General features: G+C 60.5%; 16 protein-coding genes and 1 riboswitch. Of the genes, 3 read left to right on the forward strand and 13 right to left on the reverse strand.

All coding sequences use genetic code 11. From position 1 onward, the window contains the following. Positions 1-112: 112 nt before the first annotated feature. The 9 genes from ACYZUD_RS21290 to ACYZUD_RS21330 form a co-directional block, all read right to left on the reverse strand. Complete coding sequence (locus tag ACYZUD_RS21290; protein ID WP_462020005.1) at positions 113-826, reverse strand: PqiC family protein; 714 nt, start codon at positions 824-826, stop codon at positions 113-115. A 176-nt stretch (positions 827-1,002) separates the two neighbouring features. Then, complete coding sequence (parC, locus tag ACYZUD_RS21295; protein ID WP_462020006.1) at positions 1,003-3,270, reverse strand: DNA topoisomerase IV subunit A; 2,268 nt, start codon at positions 3,268-3,270, stop codon at positions 1,003-1,005. A 7-nt stretch (positions 3,271-3,277) separates the two neighbouring features. Next, a complete protein-coding gene (locus tag ACYZUD_RS21300) occupies positions 3,278-3,802 on the reverse strand; it encodes a retropepsin-like aspartic protease family protein (protein WP_462020007.1) in 525 nt (174 codons plus the stop codon). Further along, a complete protein-coding gene (locus ACYZUD_RS21305; protein ID WP_462020008.1) occupies positions 3,799-4,788 on the reverse strand; it encodes an esterase-like activity of phytase family protein in 990 nt (329 codons plus the stop codon). Before ACYZUD_RS21305 ends, ACYZUD_RS21300 begins: the two co-directional genes overlap by 4 nt. Further along, complete coding sequence (parE, locus tag ACYZUD_RS21310) at positions 4,788-6,692, reverse strand: DNA topoisomerase IV subunit B (RefSeq protein ID WP_462020009.1); 1,905 nt, start codon at positions 6,690-6,692, stop codon at positions 4,788-4,790. Before parE ends, ACYZUD_RS21305 begins: the two co-directional genes overlap by 1 nt. Before the next feature lie 54 nt (positions 6,693-6,746). Next, positions 6,747-7,355 (reverse strand): YqiA/YcfP family alpha/beta fold hydrolase, encoded by a 609-nt coding sequence (locus tag ACYZUD_RS21315; protein WP_462020010.1) that lies wholly within the window; start codon positions 7,353-7,355, stop codon positions 6,747-6,749. Positions 7,356-7,519: 164 nt separating this feature from the next. Continuing rightward, the gene (gene cpdA, locus ACYZUD_RS21320) at positions 7,520-8,335 is read right to left on the reverse strand and encodes a 3',5'-cyclic-AMP phosphodiesterase (protein WP_462020011.1); all 816 of its coding nucleotides are present in this window, start codon (positions 8,333-8,335) and stop codon (positions 7,520-7,522) included. Positions 8,336-8,440: 105 nt separating this feature from the next. Further along, complete coding sequence (locus tag ACYZUD_RS21325) at positions 8,441-8,893, reverse strand: DUF1249 domain-containing protein (protein ID WP_462020012.1); 453 nt, start codon at positions 8,891-8,893, stop codon at positions 8,441-8,443. Beyond that, positions 8,884-9,501, reverse strand: a complete 618-nt coding sequence (locus tag ACYZUD_RS21330; RefSeq protein WP_462020013.1) for an NUDIX domain-containing protein — start codon at positions 9,499-9,501, stop codon at positions 8,884-8,886. Before ACYZUD_RS21330 ends, ACYZUD_RS21325 begins: the two co-directional genes overlap by 10 nt. Before the next feature lie 215 nt (positions 9,502-9,716). On the opposite strand from ACYZUD_RS21330, the gene ACYZUD_RS21335 reads away from it, so the two are divergent. Continuing rightward, the gene (locus tag ACYZUD_RS21335; protein WP_462020014.1) at positions 9,717-10,463 is read left to right on the forward strand and encodes a DUF3298 domain-containing protein; all 747 of its coding nucleotides are present in this window, start codon (positions 9,717-9,719) and stop codon (positions 10,461-10,463) included. On the opposite strand, the gene cytX is transcribed toward ACYZUD_RS21335, so the two are convergent. Continuing rightward, positions 10,432-11,724: a putative hydroxymethylpyrimidine transporter CytX gene (gene cytX, locus ACYZUD_RS21340; protein WP_462020015.1), complete on the reverse strand. Its 1,293-nt coding sequence runs from the start codon at positions 11,722-11,724 to the stop codon at positions 10,432-10,434. The two genes, ACYZUD_RS21335 and cytX, sit on opposite strands and share 32 nt — an antisense overlap. 152 nt (positions 11,725-11,876) lie before the next feature. Then, positions 11,877-13,766: a phosphomethylpyrimidine synthase ThiC gene (thiC, locus tag ACYZUD_RS21345; protein ID WP_462020016.1), complete on the reverse strand. Its 1,890-nt coding sequence runs from the start codon at positions 13,764-13,766 to the stop codon at positions 11,877-11,879. 164 nt (positions 13,767-13,930) lie between these two features. Beyond that, a riboswitch (TPP riboswitch) is annotated at positions 13,931-14,036 on the reverse strand. Between the two features lie 192 nt (positions 14,037-14,228). On the opposite strand from thiC, the gene ACYZUD_RS21350 reads away from it, so the two are divergent. After that, on the forward strand, positions 14,229-15,668 hold the full coding sequence (locus ACYZUD_RS21350; protein ID WP_462020017.1) for a TolC family outer membrane protein: 1,440 nt from the start codon (positions 14,229-14,231) through the stop codon (positions 15,666-15,668). A 99-nt stretch (positions 15,669-15,767) separates the two neighbouring features. Here ACYZUD_RS21350 and waaA read toward each other — a convergent pair whose 3' ends face one another. Both waaA and ACYZUD_RS21360 read right to left on the reverse strand, forming a co-directional pair. Further along, positions 15,768-17,045 carry a lipid IV(A) 3-deoxy-D-manno-octulosonic acid transferase gene (waaA, locus tag ACYZUD_RS21355; RefSeq protein ID WP_462020018.1) on the reverse strand — a complete coding sequence of 426 codons (1,278 nt, stop codon included), beginning with the start codon at positions 17,043-17,045 and terminating at the stop codon, positions 15,768-15,770. A gap of 11 nt (positions 17,046-17,056) precedes the next feature. Continuing rightward, complete coding sequence (locus tag ACYZUD_RS21360; RefSeq protein WP_462020019.1) at positions 17,057-17,959, reverse strand: LysR family transcriptional regulator; 903 nt, start codon at positions 17,957-17,959, stop codon at positions 17,057-17,059. Positions 17,960-18,061: 102 nt separating this feature from the next. Here ACYZUD_RS21360 and ACYZUD_RS21365 point away from each other — a divergent pair, with 102 nt between their 5' ends. Continuing rightward, on the forward strand, positions 18,062-18,394 hold the full coding sequence (locus ACYZUD_RS21365) for a DMT family transporter (RefSeq protein WP_008004867.1): 333 nt from the start codon (positions 18,062-18,064) through the stop codon (positions 18,392-18,394). Positions 18,395-18,455: the final 61 nt, after the last annotated feature.

Below are 18,455 nucleotides of genomic sequence, written 5' to 3' on the forward strand. Positions count from 1 at the left end.
CTGTGGGAGCGAGCCTGCTCGCGATAGGGCCATCAGCATCACTAGCGCTCTCCAACCTGCAGAAACAACAAAGCCCGCATCACTGCGGGCTTTGTGTTGAATCAATCCAGGCTTAGAACCTGAACACTTCCATATCGGTCCGGATTGGCGACGCCATCGGAATCTTCGGCTGTTTCTCTTGCTCTGCCGCCGGTGCCGCAGGCTTGGCAGCCGGCTTTTTTGGGGCTTCGGCAATCGGTGGCTGATTGGCCAGCGGCTTGAGCGCCGTCGACAATTGCTCGGCCAGACGCTGCAGCAACACACCCTGAGCCTGAACCTGAGCCGCCGTACCGCCGGCGTGCTGTTCCTGCAGATGAATGATGCGGTTATCGCGAACCTGACCACGACGGTCGATCAAGCGCCATTGTGCATCGAGGATCGCCGGTTGCGATTCACCCGAGTCCAGGCGTGTGATGGTCAGCAGAACCTGAACATCCGGCGTGAAACCCAGTGTTGCAGGCGCCAGCACCACGCGCTGGCTGTCCAGATGACCCGCTACCTGACGCAGCAACAGCTGATCGATGTCGGAAGACAGGCTGCCCGCCCAACGACCATCGACCGACGCTTGCAGGCTGCCATCCGGCTGACGCTGCAGCAGCGTTTCGCGCTGCAGGTAGTCGGCAACCGTTACCGGGCCCAGCAATACAGCCATGCCGGCGCTTTGCGCAGGCTGAGCCGGACTTCCGCTGTCCAGCTGATACAGCGACACCGGTTGGTGAACGCTGCAACCCGCCAGGCCAAGAACGCCAGCGAGCATCAAAATAAAAGGAAGGCGCAGAGCAGTCATCGTCCCATCCAGGTGGTTGCCACAAGGCTAGCCACAGTGAAAATACTCAAAAAATATGAAGAACACTCGGCCACGCCGGCGCTTGAAAGGCCATATCATCCGTGAATATGCGTTCCGACTCCAGCGGCAAAGCGTCGATCTACGCGTTAAATCGTAGATCGAGCGCTCTAGGACGCTTAATTGAGGTTTTCGACGAGCAGCGCATCCACCCGTTGGAAGCCACGAGGCAGCTTGTTACCCCGACGCCCACGCTCACCCTTGTAGTGTTCGAGGTCGTCTGCTTTCAGTGACAAAGTACGTTTTCCGGCCTGCAACACCAATGTGGCGCCTTCCGGCAGAACGGCGATGTCCGTGACATATTCTTCGCGACTGGCAACACGCTCACCGGAGATTCCGATGATCTTATTGCCTTTACCTTTACCTAATTGTGGCAGATCGCTGATTTTGAAGATCAGCAGGCGACCTTCGGTGGTCACCGAGGCCAGCCAGTTCTGTTCACGATCGGCCACCGGACGCGGCAGAATCACCTTGGCGTTGTTCGGCAGGCTCAACAGTGCCTTGCCCGCCTTGTTCTTGGCTTGCAGGTCTTCACCCTTGACCACGAACCCGTAACCGGCGTCGGACGCGATCACGTACAGCGAATCGTCTTCCGGCATCAGCACGCATTCGAAGCTCGCCCCTGGCGGCGGCGTCAGACGACCGGTCAACGGTTCGCCCTGGCCACGGGCCGATGGCAGCGTATGCGCGGCCACCGAATAGCTGCGACCGGTGGAGTCGATAAACACCGCAAACTGGTTGGAACGACCGGCCGCCAGAGCCTTGAAGCCATCCCCGGCCTTGTAGGAAAGCCCGGTGGCATCAATCTCGTGCCCCTTGGCAGAGCGAACCCAACCTTTTTCCGACAGCACCACCGTGACTTTCTCGTTCGGCAGCAGGTCGTGCTCGGTCAGGGCCTTGGCCTCGGTGCGCTCGACGATTGGCGAGCGACGGTCGTCGCCATAGGTTTCGGCGTCCTTGATCAGCTCGGTGCGTACCAGTTTCTTCAGTTTGGCTTCGCTGCCCAGCAGGGCTTGCAGCTTGGCCTGTTCCTTGAGCAATTCATCCTGCTCGGCACGCAACTTCATTTCTTCCAGTCGCGCCAACTGACGCAAACGGGTGTCGAGAATGTAGTCGGCCTGGATTTCGCTGAGGGCAAAACGCTCGATCAGCGCGGCTTTCGGGTGCTCCTCGGTACGGATGATGTGGATCACTTCATCCAGGTTGAGGTAAGCGATCAACAAACCATCCAACAGGTGCAGGCGACGCTCGACCTTGTCCAGACGGAATTGCAGACGACGACGCACGGTGTTGACGCGGAACTCCAGCCACTCGACCAGCAAGGCCCGCAGGTTTTTCAACTGCGGCTTGCCGTCCAGGCCGATGATGTTGATGTTGACCCGGTAGCTCGACTCCAGCTCGGTGCTGGCGAACAGGTGTTGCATCAGCGCGTCGTGGTCAAAGTTCTTGCGTGCGCCCGGAATAATCACGATCCGGCACGGGTTTTCGTGGTCGGACTCGTCTCGCAGGTCAGCGATCTGCGGAGCCTTGGACGGCTTGGCCTGCATCATGGCCGCGATCTGCTCCAGCACCTTGGCGCCCGAGACTTGATGCGGCAGCGCGGTGACGATGATGTCGCCGTCTTCGATGTGGTACACGGCACGCATGCGCACCGAACCGCGACCGGTTTCGTAGATTTTCAGCAGATCGGCGCGCGGTGTGATGATTTCCGCTTCGGTCGGGTAATCCGGGCCCTGGATGTGTTCGCAGAGCTGTTCGACCGTGGCTTTGGGCTCATCGAGCAAACGCACGCACGCTGTCGCGACTTCGCGCAAGTTATGCGGCGGTACGTCGGTGGCCATGCCCACGGCGATGCCGGTGGTGCCGTTGAGCAGGATGTTCGGCAACCGCGCCGGCAACACCAGCGGCTCGTCGAGCGTGCCGTCGAAGTTCGGGCCCCAGTCCGCGGTGCCCTGGCCCAGTTCGCTGAGCAGCACTTCGGAATAACGCGACAACCGCGCTTCGGTGTAACGCATGGCGGCGAAGGATTTTGGATCGTCCGGCGCACCCCAGTTGCCCTGGCCGTCGACCAGCGTGTAGCGGTAACTGAACGGCTGGGCCATCAGGACCATGGCTTCATAGCAGGCCGAGTCGCCGTGGGGGTGGAATTTACCCAACACGTCACCGACGGTACGCGCCGATTTCTTGTGCTTGGAATCGGCGTCCAGCCCCAACTCGCTCATCGCATAGATGATGCGCCGCTGTACCGGTTTCAGGCCGTCGCCGATATGCGGCAAGGCACGGTCCATGATCACGTACATGGAGTAGTTGAGGTAGGCATTTTCGGTGAAGTCAGCCAGTGACCGGCGCTCTACACCGTCCAGGCTGAGATCAAGGGAGTCGCTCATGCGGGCCTCATCGGTTCGTTGTCTGGCGCAGCAGCATGGTGCCACCGCGCTGGGTAAATTCAAGTTTGTTCAGTGCGCTCATACCGAGCAGCACTTGATTGCCATCCAGGCCTGGCACGACGATAGCGCGCACATCACGCAACACAATGTCGCCCAGTTGCAACCGGTCGACGCGGGTTCGGTAACCCTCGGTGCGACCGTTGGCCGTGCTCAGGGTCACCCCGAAGCCTTTTTCCAGTTTCAGCCGTTCGGCCATTTCTGCCGGGATCGCCACATCGGTCGCCCCGGTATCCAGCATGAAATTCACCGGCTGGCCGTTGATCTGACCGCTGGCGACGAAGTGTCCCTGACTGTTACCCACCAGTTTCACTTCGATAAACCCGTCGCCCTGTTCCGAGCTGATCACCACGTTGGGATTCTCCTGCCGCTCCTCCCACTGGCCGAAAAACCGCGTCGCCAGAAACAGCGCGGCGCACCAGGCCAGCACCATCAACACCCGACCGGCGCGTTTGCCCGGTGGCTGCTGGCTCATGGTTTGGCACTCCAGCCACCTTCCGGCGCGGCAAAGTGGTAGACCATCGGACGGCTTTCGCCGTCGGCGCGGGAACGGTTATTGTTGTCGATACCGATCCAGGCACCCTCCGCGTCCACTACCAGGGCCTCGGTCAGACCATATGGATCCTTATAAAGACGCTGCGGCTGCAACGCTTCTTCGGCAAATGACCAGCATCGCTCGACCTTGGCCGTCACCGTGTCCCGCCGGCAAATCTCGAAGGCGTTGCGCTCAAGGGTAAACAGTTTGCCGTTGAACCAGGACAGGTCGGCAAAATCCCGGGAGGCCGCCCTGGCGTTGGGAAATTGCGTTGGCTGCATTTCCAGCCCGGCCTCGCTCAGCAGCACGCAACCGCCCTCGCAATCCCAGACCGTTTGCTGGCGCTTGATCAGCAGCAAGCCACGGCGCTCGCGCTCGGCGGCCAGCCACAACGTGTCGCCGGCCGGATTGATCGCCAGGCCTTCGAAGAGCGAGTTGAAGTGCAACAGCAGGCCGCTGGCCCGCGCTTCGCGAACCAGCAGCGGCGAGATTTTCAGCCAGGACGTCGGCCCGACTGGCGGCACTTGCAGCACGGCAGCATGGGCTTCGCTCACCAGATAACGATTGCCCGCGCTATCGCAAGTGATGCCTTCGAAATCCAGATCCCCGCCACGCACGAACGACGCCACCCAGGTCCGCGAACGCAAGCCCCAGGGCAAACCGCTGTCCGGCACCGGAGGTACACCGATGCGCACGGTCTCGGCCTGCCAGACGGTGTCGCGGGTATCGAGGCGGTAGATCTGATCATCGTCGCGATCGGAAACGGTCCACAGGTCCTTACCGCACAGGGCCAGCCCTGACAGGTTACCGCCGCGCATGCCGTCAACGGGATGCTCGGATAGCAGGCGCAACTCCGGCACCGGTTCGGCAAACGCCGTCACCGAGGTCAGGAATAACGCACACGCCAGGGCAAAGCCAACCCGCATCAGCCAAGAACCTCGGCCAGGTTGCCTTTGGATTCCAGCCAGGATTTGCGATCACCGGCGCGTTTCTTCGCCAGCAGCATGTCCATCATTTCCGAGGTCGCTTCGAAATCATCCAGCGTCAGCTGCACCAGGCGCCGCGTGTTCGGGTCCATGGTGGTTTCGCGCAGCTGTGGCGGGTTCATTTCACCCAGACCTTTGAATCGGGTGACCTGTGGCTTGCCGCGTTTCTTCTCGGCCACCAGACGATCGAGGATGCCGTCGCGCTCGGCCTCGTCCAGGGCGTAGTAAATCTCTTTGCCCAAGTCGATGCGGTACAGCGGCGGCATCGCGACGTAGACGTGACCGGCATCCACCAACGGGCGGAAATGCTGGACGAACAACGCGCAGAGCAACGTGGCAATGTGCAGACCGTCGGAGTCGGCGTCGGCGAGAATGCAGATCTTGCCATAACGCAGCTGGCTCATGTCCGCGGCGCCCGGATCGACACCGATGGCCACGGCAATGTTGTGCACTTCCTGGCTGGCCAGTACTTCGCTGCCGTCGACTTCCCAGGTGTTCAGGATCTTGCCGCGCAACGGCAGGATCGCTTGAAACTCTTTATCCCGCGCCTGCTTGGCCGAACCGCCGGCGGAATCACCTTCCACCAGGAACAGCTCGGAGCGCATCGGGTCCTGCCCGGCGCAGTCGGCAAGCTTGCCCGGTAGTGCCGGGCCCGCAGTGATGCGTTTGCGCTCGACCTTCTTGCTGGCCTTCAGACGACGGCCGGCGTTGTTGATCGCCAGCTCTGCCAGCAGCATGCCGGTTTCCGGGTGGGCGTTGAGCCACAGGCTGAACGCGTCCTTGACCACACCGGAAACGAATGCCGCCGCTTCACGGGACGACAGACGCTCTTTGGTCTGGCCGGAGAATTGCGGCTCTTGCATCTTCATCGACAGAACGAAAGCAATGCGCTCCCAGACGTCTTCCGGCGCCAGCTTCACGCCGCGCGGCAGCAGGCTGCGGAATTCGCAGAACTCGCGCATGGCATCGAGCAAGCCCTGACGCAACCCGTTGACGTGAGTACCGCCCTGCGCCGTCGGGATCAGGTTGACGTAACTTTCCTGAACGCTGTCGCCGCCTTCCGGCAACCACAGCAGCGCCCAATCCACCGCCTCTTTGTTACCGGCCAGGCTGCCGCAGAACGGCTCGTCCGGCAGGCGTTCGAATTCGCTGACCGCGTCCACCAGGTAGGAGCGCAAACCGTCTTCGTAATGCCATTCGACTTTCTCGCCGGTGGCCTTGTCTTCAAAACTGACCAGCAGCCCCGGGCACAGAACGGCCTTGGCCTTGAGCACGTGCTTGAGACGGCTGATGGAGAATTTCGGCGAATCGAAGTATTTCGGGTCCGGCGCGAAGAACACGCTGGTGCCAGTATTGCGCTTGCCGACGGTGCCAATGACTTCCAGCTCGGTTTTCTTGTAACCGTCAGCGAAGGTCATCTGGTATTCGTTGCCGTCACGCTTTACGCGTACGCGAACTTCGTTCGACAGGGCGTTGACCACGGAAATACCCACCCCGTGCAGACCGCCGGAGAACTGGTAGTTCTTGTTGGAAAACTTGCCGCCCGCATGGAGCTTGGTGAGGATCAGCTCGACGCCCGACACACCTTCTTCGGGGTGAATGTCCACCGGCATGCCTCGGCCATCATCGCTGACTTCCAGCGAGTGATCGGCGTGCAGGATGACCTGCACCGAGGTCGCGTGCCCGGCCAAGGCTTCGTCGACGCTGTTGTCGATGACTTCCTGGGCGAGGTGGTTCGGCCGACTGGTGTCGGTGTACATGCCGGGGCGTTTGCGCACCGGGTCGAGGCCCGAGAGGACTTCGATGGCGTCTGCGTTATAAGAGCTAGCGCTGGGAGTGGCCATGGGGTCTCGTCGTCCGCCTTTATAAAGAGTGTTCTGTGACAAAGAGGCGACGACTCACAGTGCTGTGAAATCAATCGCCTGATACAAATCTGCGCCGATGCCGGCAAAACTCAGCATTGCCGGCAATTGCTCGGCAAAACCCTGGAAACCATGGTCGCCGCCGGCCTGGATGCGCAACGCACAGGCCCGGTAATACTGCTGGGCGAGGCGATAGTCCAGCGTTTCGTCGCCGGTCTGCAACCACACTTGATACCGCTGTGGGTCCTGGGGCGCCGGCACTTCCAGCTCGGCCAGGGCCGTCACGTGGTCGTGGGTCAATTCCCAGGCCTCATCGGTATACAGGTTTTTCTGCGTTCCCAGGAACCCGTCGAACATCCGGTGCGGACTGACGGCAGGGTTGATCAACAGGGCCTTGAGGCCATGGCGCTCGGCCAGGTGAGTCGCATAGTAGCCGCCGAGCGAGCTGCCGACCAGCAGTGGCCGGTCAAGCTCTGAAATTGCCTGCTCCAGCTGACCGATGGCCTCGCGTGGATGGTGGTGCAAGGCGGGAACGCGCAACTGATCGCTCAAACCCAGACGCTCCATCACCTGCATCAACTGCGTGGCCTTTTTTGACGCCGGCGCGCTGTTGAAACCGTGGATATAAAGGATCGAACCGGACATTTGAGCTCCCTGTGCGTCGGGTAAAGAGGCGGAGTTTACTGTAGGAGCTGTCGAGTGCAACGAGGCTGCGATCTTTTGGCTTCTAAAAAACAACGTCAAAAGATCGCAGTCTCGTTGCACTCGACAGCTCCTACCAGTTCCTACCCGCTCCAACAGGGGGGGTGTCAGTAGCCGCTGGAGCCGTAATCGACCTGGAAGTCGAACCCGGTCACGCGTTCCACACCGGTTTCGAGCCGACCATCGGGCAACAACCGCAACCAGCGATACCCCGGCGCCTGCTCCCCCACCTTGAAATCGTCACTGCCCGGCTCGAACTGAATGCAGGTCGAAGGCGAAGCAATCAACCGCACACCCTTACGACTCTGATCAATCTCTTGATGCACATGCCCCCATAAAACCGCACGCACCTGCGGAAACCGGTCCAGCACGGCAAACAAGGCTTCTGGATTGCGCAAACCGATCGGCTCCATCCACGGGCAACCGATCGACACCGGATGGTGATGAAAGCACACCAGATGATGCCGTTCCGGCGCCTCGCTCAACGAGCGGGCGAGCAATTGCAACTGCTCGTCCTGCAAATACCCCGGCACCGAACCCGGCACGGCCGAATCAAGCAACGTGACGCGCCAGTTGCCGACGTCCACCACCGGTTCCAGCAACGCGCTCTGCACCGCCGCCTCGGCCATGATCTGCGGTTCATCGTGATTGCCGGGAATCCAGCGAGCCGGCGCATCGAGCTGTCGCGTCAGGTCGCGAAACAATTGATAAGACGCAAGCGTCCCGTCCTGGGAAATATCACCACTGGCAACAATCAGATCGATCTGCGGCTGTTGCAGCTTTACCAGCTCGATGACCTTTTGCAGGCTGTCGCGCGTATTCATGCCCAGCAACGTCCCGTCCGCTTCGGCAAACAGATGACTGTCGGACAGTTGCACCAGCAACGCCGAATCGGCGGTGGTCAATGTGGATACGCTCGGCAAGGCGTTCTCCCAAGGCTGAATCACGGGATGGGTGGAATGCCGCAATTATGCTGGGGGACGATCAAAAGGGGAAACCTGCGAACCTGACGCAGTTCACAACTACCGCTACCGCACAACCGCATACTCGTGTCCGCAGGCCAGGCAATGGCTCAGCCATTCGCCCAGAAACATATTCAGCTGGGCTTTTTCGTCCGGCTGATGCATGGCCGCGTTCGGGTAAGGATAGATGCCGCGAAAGCGTCGTGCATGTTCGGCGCTGACCACTTCGGCCATGCAGGCGTCGTGATAGACCTGTACTTCCAGTTGCGGCACCGGCAGCCACGGCAGGCTGTGTTCCTGGCGCACTTGCAGGGTCGTGGTGTACGGACAGACTTGCAGCACTTCCAGGGCCAGCACGCCAAGCATTTGCTCGCCATGGGTCACGGCAATACGCCGCGCTGCCGGCTCGTTGCGCATGTCCGGCAGCAGTCGCATCAGGCGCGCGTAGTTGGCCTCGCAGGAGGCTTGCAGCCCCACGAGGTCCACCCGGTAGCGATCGCGCAGCTTGTTTACGACCATAACCCCCTCACTTCAACGCGATTCAAAGCCAGCCACTGCAAGGCAATGATGCTTGGCGCGTTGGCAATACGTCCGTCGCGTACGGCCTGCAGGGCATCTTCGAACGCCCAGACCGTGACGCGGATATCTTCTGCTTCTTCCTCCAGCCCATGCAGGCCGCCGACCCCGGTTGTCTCGCAACGCCCCAGGTACAAATGCACGAATTCATTGCTGCCGCCCGGCGATGGAAAATATTTGGTGATCGGCCAGAGCGCCCCGAATACAAGCCCAGCTTCCTCCTGCGCTTCGCGGTGAGCAACTTCTTCCGGTACTTCATCCTTGTCGATCAGACCAGCGACCAGTTCGACCAGCCACGGGTTGTCTGTCTTGCCCATGGCGCCGACGCGAAACTGCTCGATCAGCACCACTTCGTCGCGCTGCGGATCGTAAGGCAGCACGCACACTGCATCGTGGCGAACAAACACTTCACGGTTGATCTCGCGGCTCATGCCGCCTGCGAATAATTCGTGGCGCAAGTGCACGCGATCAAGCTTGTAGAAGCCCTCGTAGCACTTTTCGCGCCGAACGATCTCAACGGCGGTCGGAATGGCGTTGGCAAAATCAGTCATGACAATCCTCGTTTTCTACAAATCCGTTACGAGGCTCCAACCTCGACTTCGCGCCATCCTAACGCGCCCGTGACCTTTGAGGCAGCCCCTTTCCCGCCAGCGGGATGGACGGTGAGGGCGAAACCAACTCTAATTAGCTTAGTGGCGAACTGATTACCCCGCCGACAGTCGAAGCGGGTAACTTTTCGCCTTTCCCTGTTTTATGAAGGACGCCCATGTCGCTTTTTAAAATCGCCTCTGTGACTGCAATCGCCCTGACTCTGGGCGCGTGCCAGAGTCTGTTCCAGCCCAACTACCGGGCGCCGCTGGAAACTACCCGCGACGCGTCCGAACAGCTGAAGCCGGGATGCACGACGCCTGATTGCCCGTTGGTGAACATCGATACCCTGCGCTTCCCGGCCGAACCGCAACTGGACGGCATCATCGAAAAACGCCTGCTGCAAATGACCCGCACCTCGCCCGACGCCCCGGTGGCGCCGACGCTGGCAGCGTATCGCGATGAGTTTTTGCGCACCGCCGGCCCGCGCTACAGCAGTTACCTGCAAGCCAAAGTACGTGAGCAGCATGACGGCTTGGTGATCGTTGAATTTTCCAGCTACCTGGACACCGGTGGCGCGCATGGCACGCCGGGTCGCAGCTTTATCAACTATTCGCGCCAGCAGCATAAAGTGCTGACGCTGTCGGACATGTTGGTGCCGGGGCAGGAAGAGGCGTTCTGGAAAGCGGCGCAGGTGGCGCACAACAGCTGGCTGATCAGCACCAAACTTGATCAGGAAGCGGAGTTCGTGCAGCGCTGGCCGTTCCAGAAAACCCAGAACGTGGCGCTGACCTACGGCGGGGTGATCCTCAAGTACGAAGTGAGCACCATCGCGCCTTACGCGCTGGGTCATGTCGAACTGAAGATCTCCTACCCACGCCTGAACGGCATTCTCAAGCCCGAGCTGTTTCCTGGCCGTAACTGAAGGCCCGGCCCAGCACCAGCTGAAGCAGCCCTGCCAGCACCAGCGCCGGCAGGGTTGCGCCGACATCCGGATACAAGTTGGCCAGCAAATGATAAGTGCTCACCCCGCCCAGCCAGGCGAGCAGTGCCGGCCAGCGCAACGCGGCTGACACCACCTGAGCACTGCGTTTGCGCAGAATGAAGTGATCCACCAGCACCACGCCGAACAGCGGCGCAAATACCGAACCGATCAACAGCAGGAAATTCTGGTACTGGGCCAATGGCGCCAGGCACGCGATCAGCGTGCAGATCACGCCGATGGCCAGCGCCAGATGCTCAACCTTCAAGCGCAACAGAATCCCGCTGGACACCGCAGCCGAGTGAATGTCGGCGAAGGCGTTTTCCGATTCATCGAGCAGAATCAGCAGCAGCGGAATCCCCAGGCCGGCACCGGCCAGCGCCAACAACAAGGCGTTCACTTCACCGCTCGGCGCAAACGCCAGGGTGTAGGCCACACCCAGGCTCATCAACCAGAAGTTACCGATAAAGAAGCCAATCGCGGTACCGCCGAACACGTTTTTCGCACGCTTGCCGAAACGTGAGTAGTCGGCAATCAGCGGCAACCACGACAACGGCATGGCGATCGCAATGTCGAAGCCCACGGCGAACGGCATCGAACCATCACCGGCCTGTGCCCACAACGCCGCCAGATCGGCTTTGGCGAACAGGTTCCAGGTCAGCCAGATGCACGCGGCCAGCAGCAGCCAGATGCCCCACTTGCGCAGGATCTGCCGCACGAACGTCAGCGGACCGCTCACGGCCAGCAAGGTCGCCAAGCCACCGAAGAACACGGTCCAGAGCAGCGGATTCGACAGCAGGCTGCCTTCGCTGAAGGCACGGGCGCCCAACAGGCTGGCGGCATCACGCATGACGATGATTTCGAACGAGCCCCAACCGATCAGTTGCAGCAGGTTCAGCACGGCCGGAAGGCTCGCGCCACGTTTGCCGAGGCTGAGCTTGAGCGCGGCCATCGACGACAGGCCGGTGTCGCTGCCGATTACGCCAACAGCGGCCAGCAGCAGAACGCCGACCAGGGTGCCGAGGAAGATCGCCAGCAACGAGCCGGACAGCCCCAGACCTGGCGCGAGCAGAGCGCCGGTCTGCAGAACCATCAGGCCGATGCCGAGGGAGAACCACAGGGAAAACAGATCGCGACCGCCGAAGACACGTTTGTCGGTCGGCACCGCGATGTCGGGTGAGTAAGTGCTGGGTTGAATGCTCAAGGGTGTTATCTCAGAGGGACATTTGTTGTTTTTTTGATCGTTATCGCGAGCAGGCTCGCTCCCACATTGGATTTGAGTCGTTCACAAATCCCCTGTGGGAGCGAGCCTGCTCGCGAAGAGGCCTTTTCAGGCCCCACCGTTTTCAGGTCAGATCAAACCTTCTTGTACAGCTGGCTGCCTTCCTGCTTGAACCGCTCAGCCTGTTCCGCCAATCCCTGGGCGACTTCGGCATCGACGGTTTCGATCCGCTGGTTGGCCGCGTACTCACGGACTTCCTGGGTGATTTTCATCGAGCAGAATTTCGGCCCGCACATGGAACAGAAATGCGCGACCTTGGCCGAATCTTTCGGCAACGTCTCATCGTGATACGAACGAGCAGTGTCCGGATCAAGGCCCAGGTTGAACTGATCTTCCCAACGAAATTCAAACCGCGCCTTGCTCAAGGCATTGTCGCGGATCTGCGCGCCCGGATGCCCTTTGGCCAGATCGGCGGCATGGGCGGCGATCTTGTAGGTGATGATCCCGGTCTTCACGTCATCCTTGTTCGGCAGGCCCAAGTGTTCCTTCGGCGTCACGTAGCAGAGCATGGCGCAACCGAACCAGCCGATCATCGCCGCACCGATACCGGAGGTGATGTGGTCGTAACCCGGTGCGATGTCGGTGGTCAGCGGACCGAGGGTGTAGAACGGCGCCTCGTCACAGCATTCCAGCTGCTTGTCCATGTTCTCTTTGATCAACTGCATCGGCACATGGCCCGGGCCTTCGATCATGCACTGCACGTCGTGTTTCCAGGCAATCTTGGTCAGCTCGCCGAGGGTTTCCAGCTCACCGAATTGCGCGGCGTCGTTGGCGTCGGCAATCGAACCCGGACGCAAGCCATCGCCCAGCGAGAAGCTGACGTCGTAGGCCTTCATGATTTCGCAGATGTCTTCGAAATGGGTGTAGAGGAAGTTTTCCTTGTGGTGCGCCAGGCACCACTTGGCCATGATCGAACCGCCACGGGACACGATGCCGGTCACGCGTTTGGCGGTCAGCGGCACGTAGCGCAGCAGCACGCCGGCGTGGATGGTGAAGTAGTCGACGCCCTGCTCGGCCTGCTCGATCAGCGTGTCGCGGAACAGCTCCCAGGTCAGGTCTTCAGCGGCACCGCCAACTTTTTCCAGAGCCTGATAGATCGGCACGGTACCGATCGGCACCGGCGAGTTGCGGATGATCCACTCGCGGGTTTCGTGAATGTGCTTGCCGGTGGACAGGTCCATGACCGTATCCGAACCCCAGCGAATGCCCCAGGTCAGTTTCGCCACTTCTTCTTCGATGGACGAACCCAAAGCACTGTTGCCGATGTTGCCGTTGATCTTCACCAGGAAGTTACGGCCGATGATCATCGGTTCCAGTTCGGTGTGGTTGATGTTGGCCGGGATGATCGCGCGACCGCGGGCGATTTCTTCACGGACGAATTCGGGGGTGATGATTTTCGGCACGCTGGCGCCGAAGCTGTGACCGGCGTGCTGCTGGTCCAGCAGGCCTGCCGCGCGAGCCACTTCAAGCTTCATGTTTTCGCGGATGGCGACGTATTCCATCTCCGCGGTGATGATGCCTTTGCGGGCGTAGTGCATCTGGCTGACGTTGGCACCGGCCTTGGCGCGGCGCGGATTGTTCACGTGAGCGAAACGCAGCTTGGTCAGCTCGGCATCGGCGAGACGTTCCTGGCCGAAGTTCGAACTCAAACCAGGCAGGCGTTCGGTATCGCCACGGGCTTCGATCCACGGCGAACGCACGTCAGCGAGACCTTTGCGCACATCGATGATGACGTTAGGGTCGGTGTACGGGCCCGAGGTGTCGTACACAACCACCGGCGCATTGATCTCGCCGCCGAAGTCGGTCGGGGTCACATCCAGGCTGATTTCGCGCATCGGCACGAGGATGTCCGGGCGAGAGCCCTGGACATAGATTTTTTGCGAGCGGGTAAACGGCTGAACCGATTGTTGATCGACTTGGGCCGAATCACTCAGGTTCGTTATGTTTTTTGGTTTTATCGTCATCACGGGCTCTCCGAACACATCCAGGCAGTGGATTTTTTGTCGGAGCGAACCTGTAATCGAATGGGTGCACGGGCGCTGGGAAAACCAGCAGTGCTGTGCTCAGTGCTCGAGGGGTGTTCGATTGTCGAACAACATCCCGGACGAAGCACAAGAGGACTCGCCGGGTGACGAGAAATCTTGTTCCCTACGCAGGCGCTAACCTGATCAGGTTCAACGGGATCCGAAATTATTCGATCTCAGCCTCATAGCAAGGCACCCCGACAAGAACCCGGCCAGTCTAGACACAACTGACAAAGAACGCCAACACCGTGCTAAACACCATGATGAATGGCGCAATTACAGGATTGTTGCCGAACGTGTGCGCAACTACACTCGCTTCGGCCATACCGCGCATTGACGCTGGATGGGCCGCGCCGTACCTTTGGCGCTCAAATTATCAGCGTAATTTTTAGGGATGGCCTCATGCTGCGCAAACTCTCACTGGCCCTTGCCGTGTCTTGTGCGTCCAATGGAATGGCCTGGGCAGCAGAAGCGCCCTTATCGACCAAAACCGACCTGGTCAGTGTCTACCAGGAAGCGGTGGACAACAACGCCGACCTGGCCGCCGCCCGCGCCCAGTACGGCGCGCAGAAAGAAGTGGTGCCCCAGGCCCGTGCCGGCCTGCTGCCGAACATCTCCGGCGGTGCCGAAGTGGCCAACGTGCGTACCGATCTCGATCAACCGGCGGCCGTTGCCAACCGCAGCGCCAATTCCTATCAGGCGACCCTGGCCCAACCACTGTTCCGTGCCGATCGCTGGTTCCAGTACCAGGCCGCCAAGAACGTCAATGAACAGGCTGCGCTGCAACTCTCGGCGACCGAACAGAACCTGATCCTGCAAACCGCCGAAAACTACTTCAACGTGCTGCGCAGCCAGGACAACCTGGCCTCGACCAAGGCCGAAGAAGCGGCCTTCAAACGCCAGCTCGATCAGTCCAACGAGCGTTTCGATGTCGGCCTGTCGGACAAGACCGACGTGCTGCAATCCCAGGCCAGCTACGACACCGCGCGGGCCAACCGGATCGTCGCGCAACGACAGGTAGATGATGCGTTTGAAGCGTTGATCACCCTGACCAACCGTCAATACAACTCGATTCAGGGCATCGTTCACACCTTGCCGATCCTGCCGCCGGCACCGAACGACGCCAAGGCCTGGGTCGATACTGCCGCCAAACAGAACCTGAATTTGCTGGCCAGCAATTACGCCGTCAGCGCCGCCGAAGAAACCCTCAAGCAGCGCAAGGCCGGTCACGCACCGACCCTGGATGCCGTGGCGAAATACGAGAAGGGCGACAACGACGCCCTGGGTTTCAGCAACCCGAACGCCTTCGGCCAGCCTTACGGCGGTAACGTCGAACAGCGCACGCTGGCCCTGCAATTGAGCATCCCGATCTACAGCGGCGGCCTGACCAGTTCACAGGTTCGCGAGTCTTACTCGCGCCTGGACCAGACCGAACAACAGCGCGAAGCCCTGCGTCGGCAAGTGGTGGAAAACACTCGCAACCTGCATCGCGCGGTGAACACCGATGTGGAACAGGTGCAGGCGCGCAAACAGTCGATCATCTCTAACCAGAGCGCGGTGGAAGCGACCGAGATCGGCTATCAGGTGGGTACGCGAAACATCGTCGATGTGCTCGATGCCCAGCGTCAGCTGTACACCTCGGTGCGCAATTACAACAACACCCGTTACGACTACATCCTCGACAACCTGCGCCTGAAGCAGGCCGCCGGCACGTTGAACCCGGGGGATTTGCAGGACCTCAAGCGCTATCTCAAGGCAGACTACAACCCGGACAAGGACTTCCTGCCACCGGATCTGGCCAAGGCTGCGGCGGATCAGCTGAAGGCGAAACCGGGTCAGTAAAAAGCAAAAGATCGCAGCCTACGGCAGCTCCTACTTTGGAATGCATTCCCCTGTAGGAGCTGCCGTAGGCTGCGATCTTTTTGTTTCAGGCCACTCGGTCTAGCGGTCGATCAACCGCCCCAACCCATCCAGCAACCGCTGCAACGCGCCCTGATTGGTGCGCATCACTTTCAACCCCGCTTCCGCCATCCGCTGCGCATCACGCGGCAACTCGAACAACCGTTGCACCGCCAGCGCCAACCCTTCGGCATCTTCCACTTCCTGCAACGCCCCTGCACTGCGCAACTGCGCGGCGATTTCGAGGAAGTTGAACAGGTGCGGACCGCTGAGCACCGGTTTGGCCAGCGCCGCGGGTTCCAGCAGGTTATGCCCGCCATTGGGTACCAGACTGCCGCCGACGAACGCGCTGTCGGCCAAGGCATAGAGAAACAGCAACTCGCCCATGGTATCGCCCAGCAATACCGAGGTATCAGCGGTGACCGGCTCGCCGGTGGAACGACGCACCGTGGCGAAGCCCTGCTGCCGGCACAACTCGAACACTGCGTTGAAGCGCTCCGGATGGCGCGGTACCAGAATCAGCAGTGCATCCGGATGACTGGCGAGCAATTGACGATGAGCCGCCAGCACCACTTCGTCTTCACCTTCGTGAGTGCTCGCGGCGATCCACACCGGACGCTCCTGCGCCTGCCATTGCGCACGCAACTCAGCGGCACGCTGCAGCAGTTGCGGGTCGATGGTCAGGTCGAACTTGATCGAGCCGGTCACTTCAACGGTTTCCGCACGCGCGCCCAAGTCACGGAAACGCTGGGCCTCGGCTTCGGTCTGCACCGCGAACAGGCTCATCTCGGCTAGCATCGGCTGGGTCAGTTTTCTGAAACGGCCGTAACCCCTGGCCGAACGTTCGGACAGTCGTGCATTGGCCAGCGCCACGGGAATCCCGCGCTTGGCGCATTGGTGAATGTGGTTGGGCCAAAGTTCGGTTTCCATGATGACCGCCAGTTTCGGCTGGACCCGATCAAGCAGTCGCTTTGCTGCGCACGGCAAGTCGTATGGCAGATAGCAGTGCTGGATGCGCGGCTCATTGGCAAACAATGCCTGGATACGCTCGGACCCGGTCGGGGTCATGCAGGTCACGGTGATCGGCAGCGTTGGATAACGTTGCAGCAAGGCGCGAATCATCGGCGCCGCGGCAATGCTTTCGCCCACGGACACGGCGTGCACCCAAAGGCCACCCGGTTTCATCGCCGGCAAGCCCAAGGAGAAACGCTCGCCGATGCGCTTGGCATACGCCGGCGCCTTGCGCGAACGCAACCAAAGCCGAATCGCTACCAATGGCAGCCCCAGGTAAAACAGCGCGGTGTAGAGAGCTCTATTCATGGCGGCGGAGTTTATCGGCTTTTCTCGCCGATCGCCTGCAAGTGCACGGCAAAACGTTCCGCCAACCAACGGGCCGCCGGGCCGAGCGGCTCATCGCGGCGCCAGACCAGCTCCACCACCAGCGCCGGCGGGGTCCATTCGCTGACCAGTTCGACCATCAAGTCCTGGTACGCCGGGTACTGCACCACGTGTCGCGGCAGCCAGGCCCAGCCAAGGCCGCGCACCAGCCACTCCGCCATCACATAGAAACTGTCGGCCCGCCAGACCTGCGGGCTGGCCGGCTCGCTGCCGGGGTAGACGCTGGACTGCGTGGACATCAGCAGCTGCCGATGCTGCGCCATTTGCTGGCAATCAATCTGTTTCTGCTTGGCCAATGGATGTCCCATACCGCACACGGTCACCATTTCAACGCTGCCTAGCACCCGTCGCTCAAGCGCTTCGGGGATCTGGTCGTGATAAAACAGCAAGCCCAGATCGGCCCGACGCTCCACCAGTTTACGTGCGACATCGCCTTGGGCGGCGCTGGTCAGCTGTACTTCGAGGCTGGGAAATTTTTCTGCCAGCGCTTCAAAGCTTTCGATGATCGGCTGATAGGGCATCGCCTCATCCTGAGCCACCCGCAAACGAGCCTCCTGGCCGCGCATCATCGCCAGTGCCCGGCCATTAAGGCGCTCGCACTGGCGCAACACTTCCCGCGCCTCCTCCAGCAACGCATTACCGGCCTCGGTGAGTTTTGGCTGGCGGCCGCTGCTGCGGTCGAACAGGCTCACACCCAAGTCCTCTTCCAGCAGCGCAATCGAACTGCTGACCGCCGACTGCGCCTTGCGCTGATCCCGCGCCACGGCGGAAAACGATCGTTGCTCCGCTACGCTGACAAACAGCCGCAGCTGTTCCAGATTCCATTGCATGTTCATGGTCAACCCATCTTCAGAACAGATAGGTAATGACTTTACCGCATCTGAAGAATCTCTAGAATGCCGACCTCAGAAAGCAACACTTCACACGAGGATGCACCTATGACCGCTTACTACTACCTGGCCATTGCCATCTGCGCCGAAGTGATCGCCACTGTGTCGATGAAAGCGGTCAAAGGCTTCAGCACCCCACTGCCGCTGTTGTTGGTCATCGTCGGTTACGGCATTGCCTTCTGGATGTTGACGCTGGTGGTGCGCAGCGTCCCGGTCGGCGTGGCTTATGCGGTATGGGCCGGCATGGGCATCGTGATGGTCAGCGTCGCGGCGCTGTTTATCTACGGGCAGAAACTGGATGTGCCAGCGATGCTGGGGATGGCGCTTATCGTATTGGGCGTCGTAGTGATCCAGCTCTTTTCCAAAACCGCGGGGCATTGACGAAAAAGATCGCAGCCTTCGGCAGCTCCTACACAGGTGTACACATATCCCTGTAGGAGCT

The sequence above is a fragment of the Pseudomonas sp. XS1P51 genome (assembly GCF_054897845.1).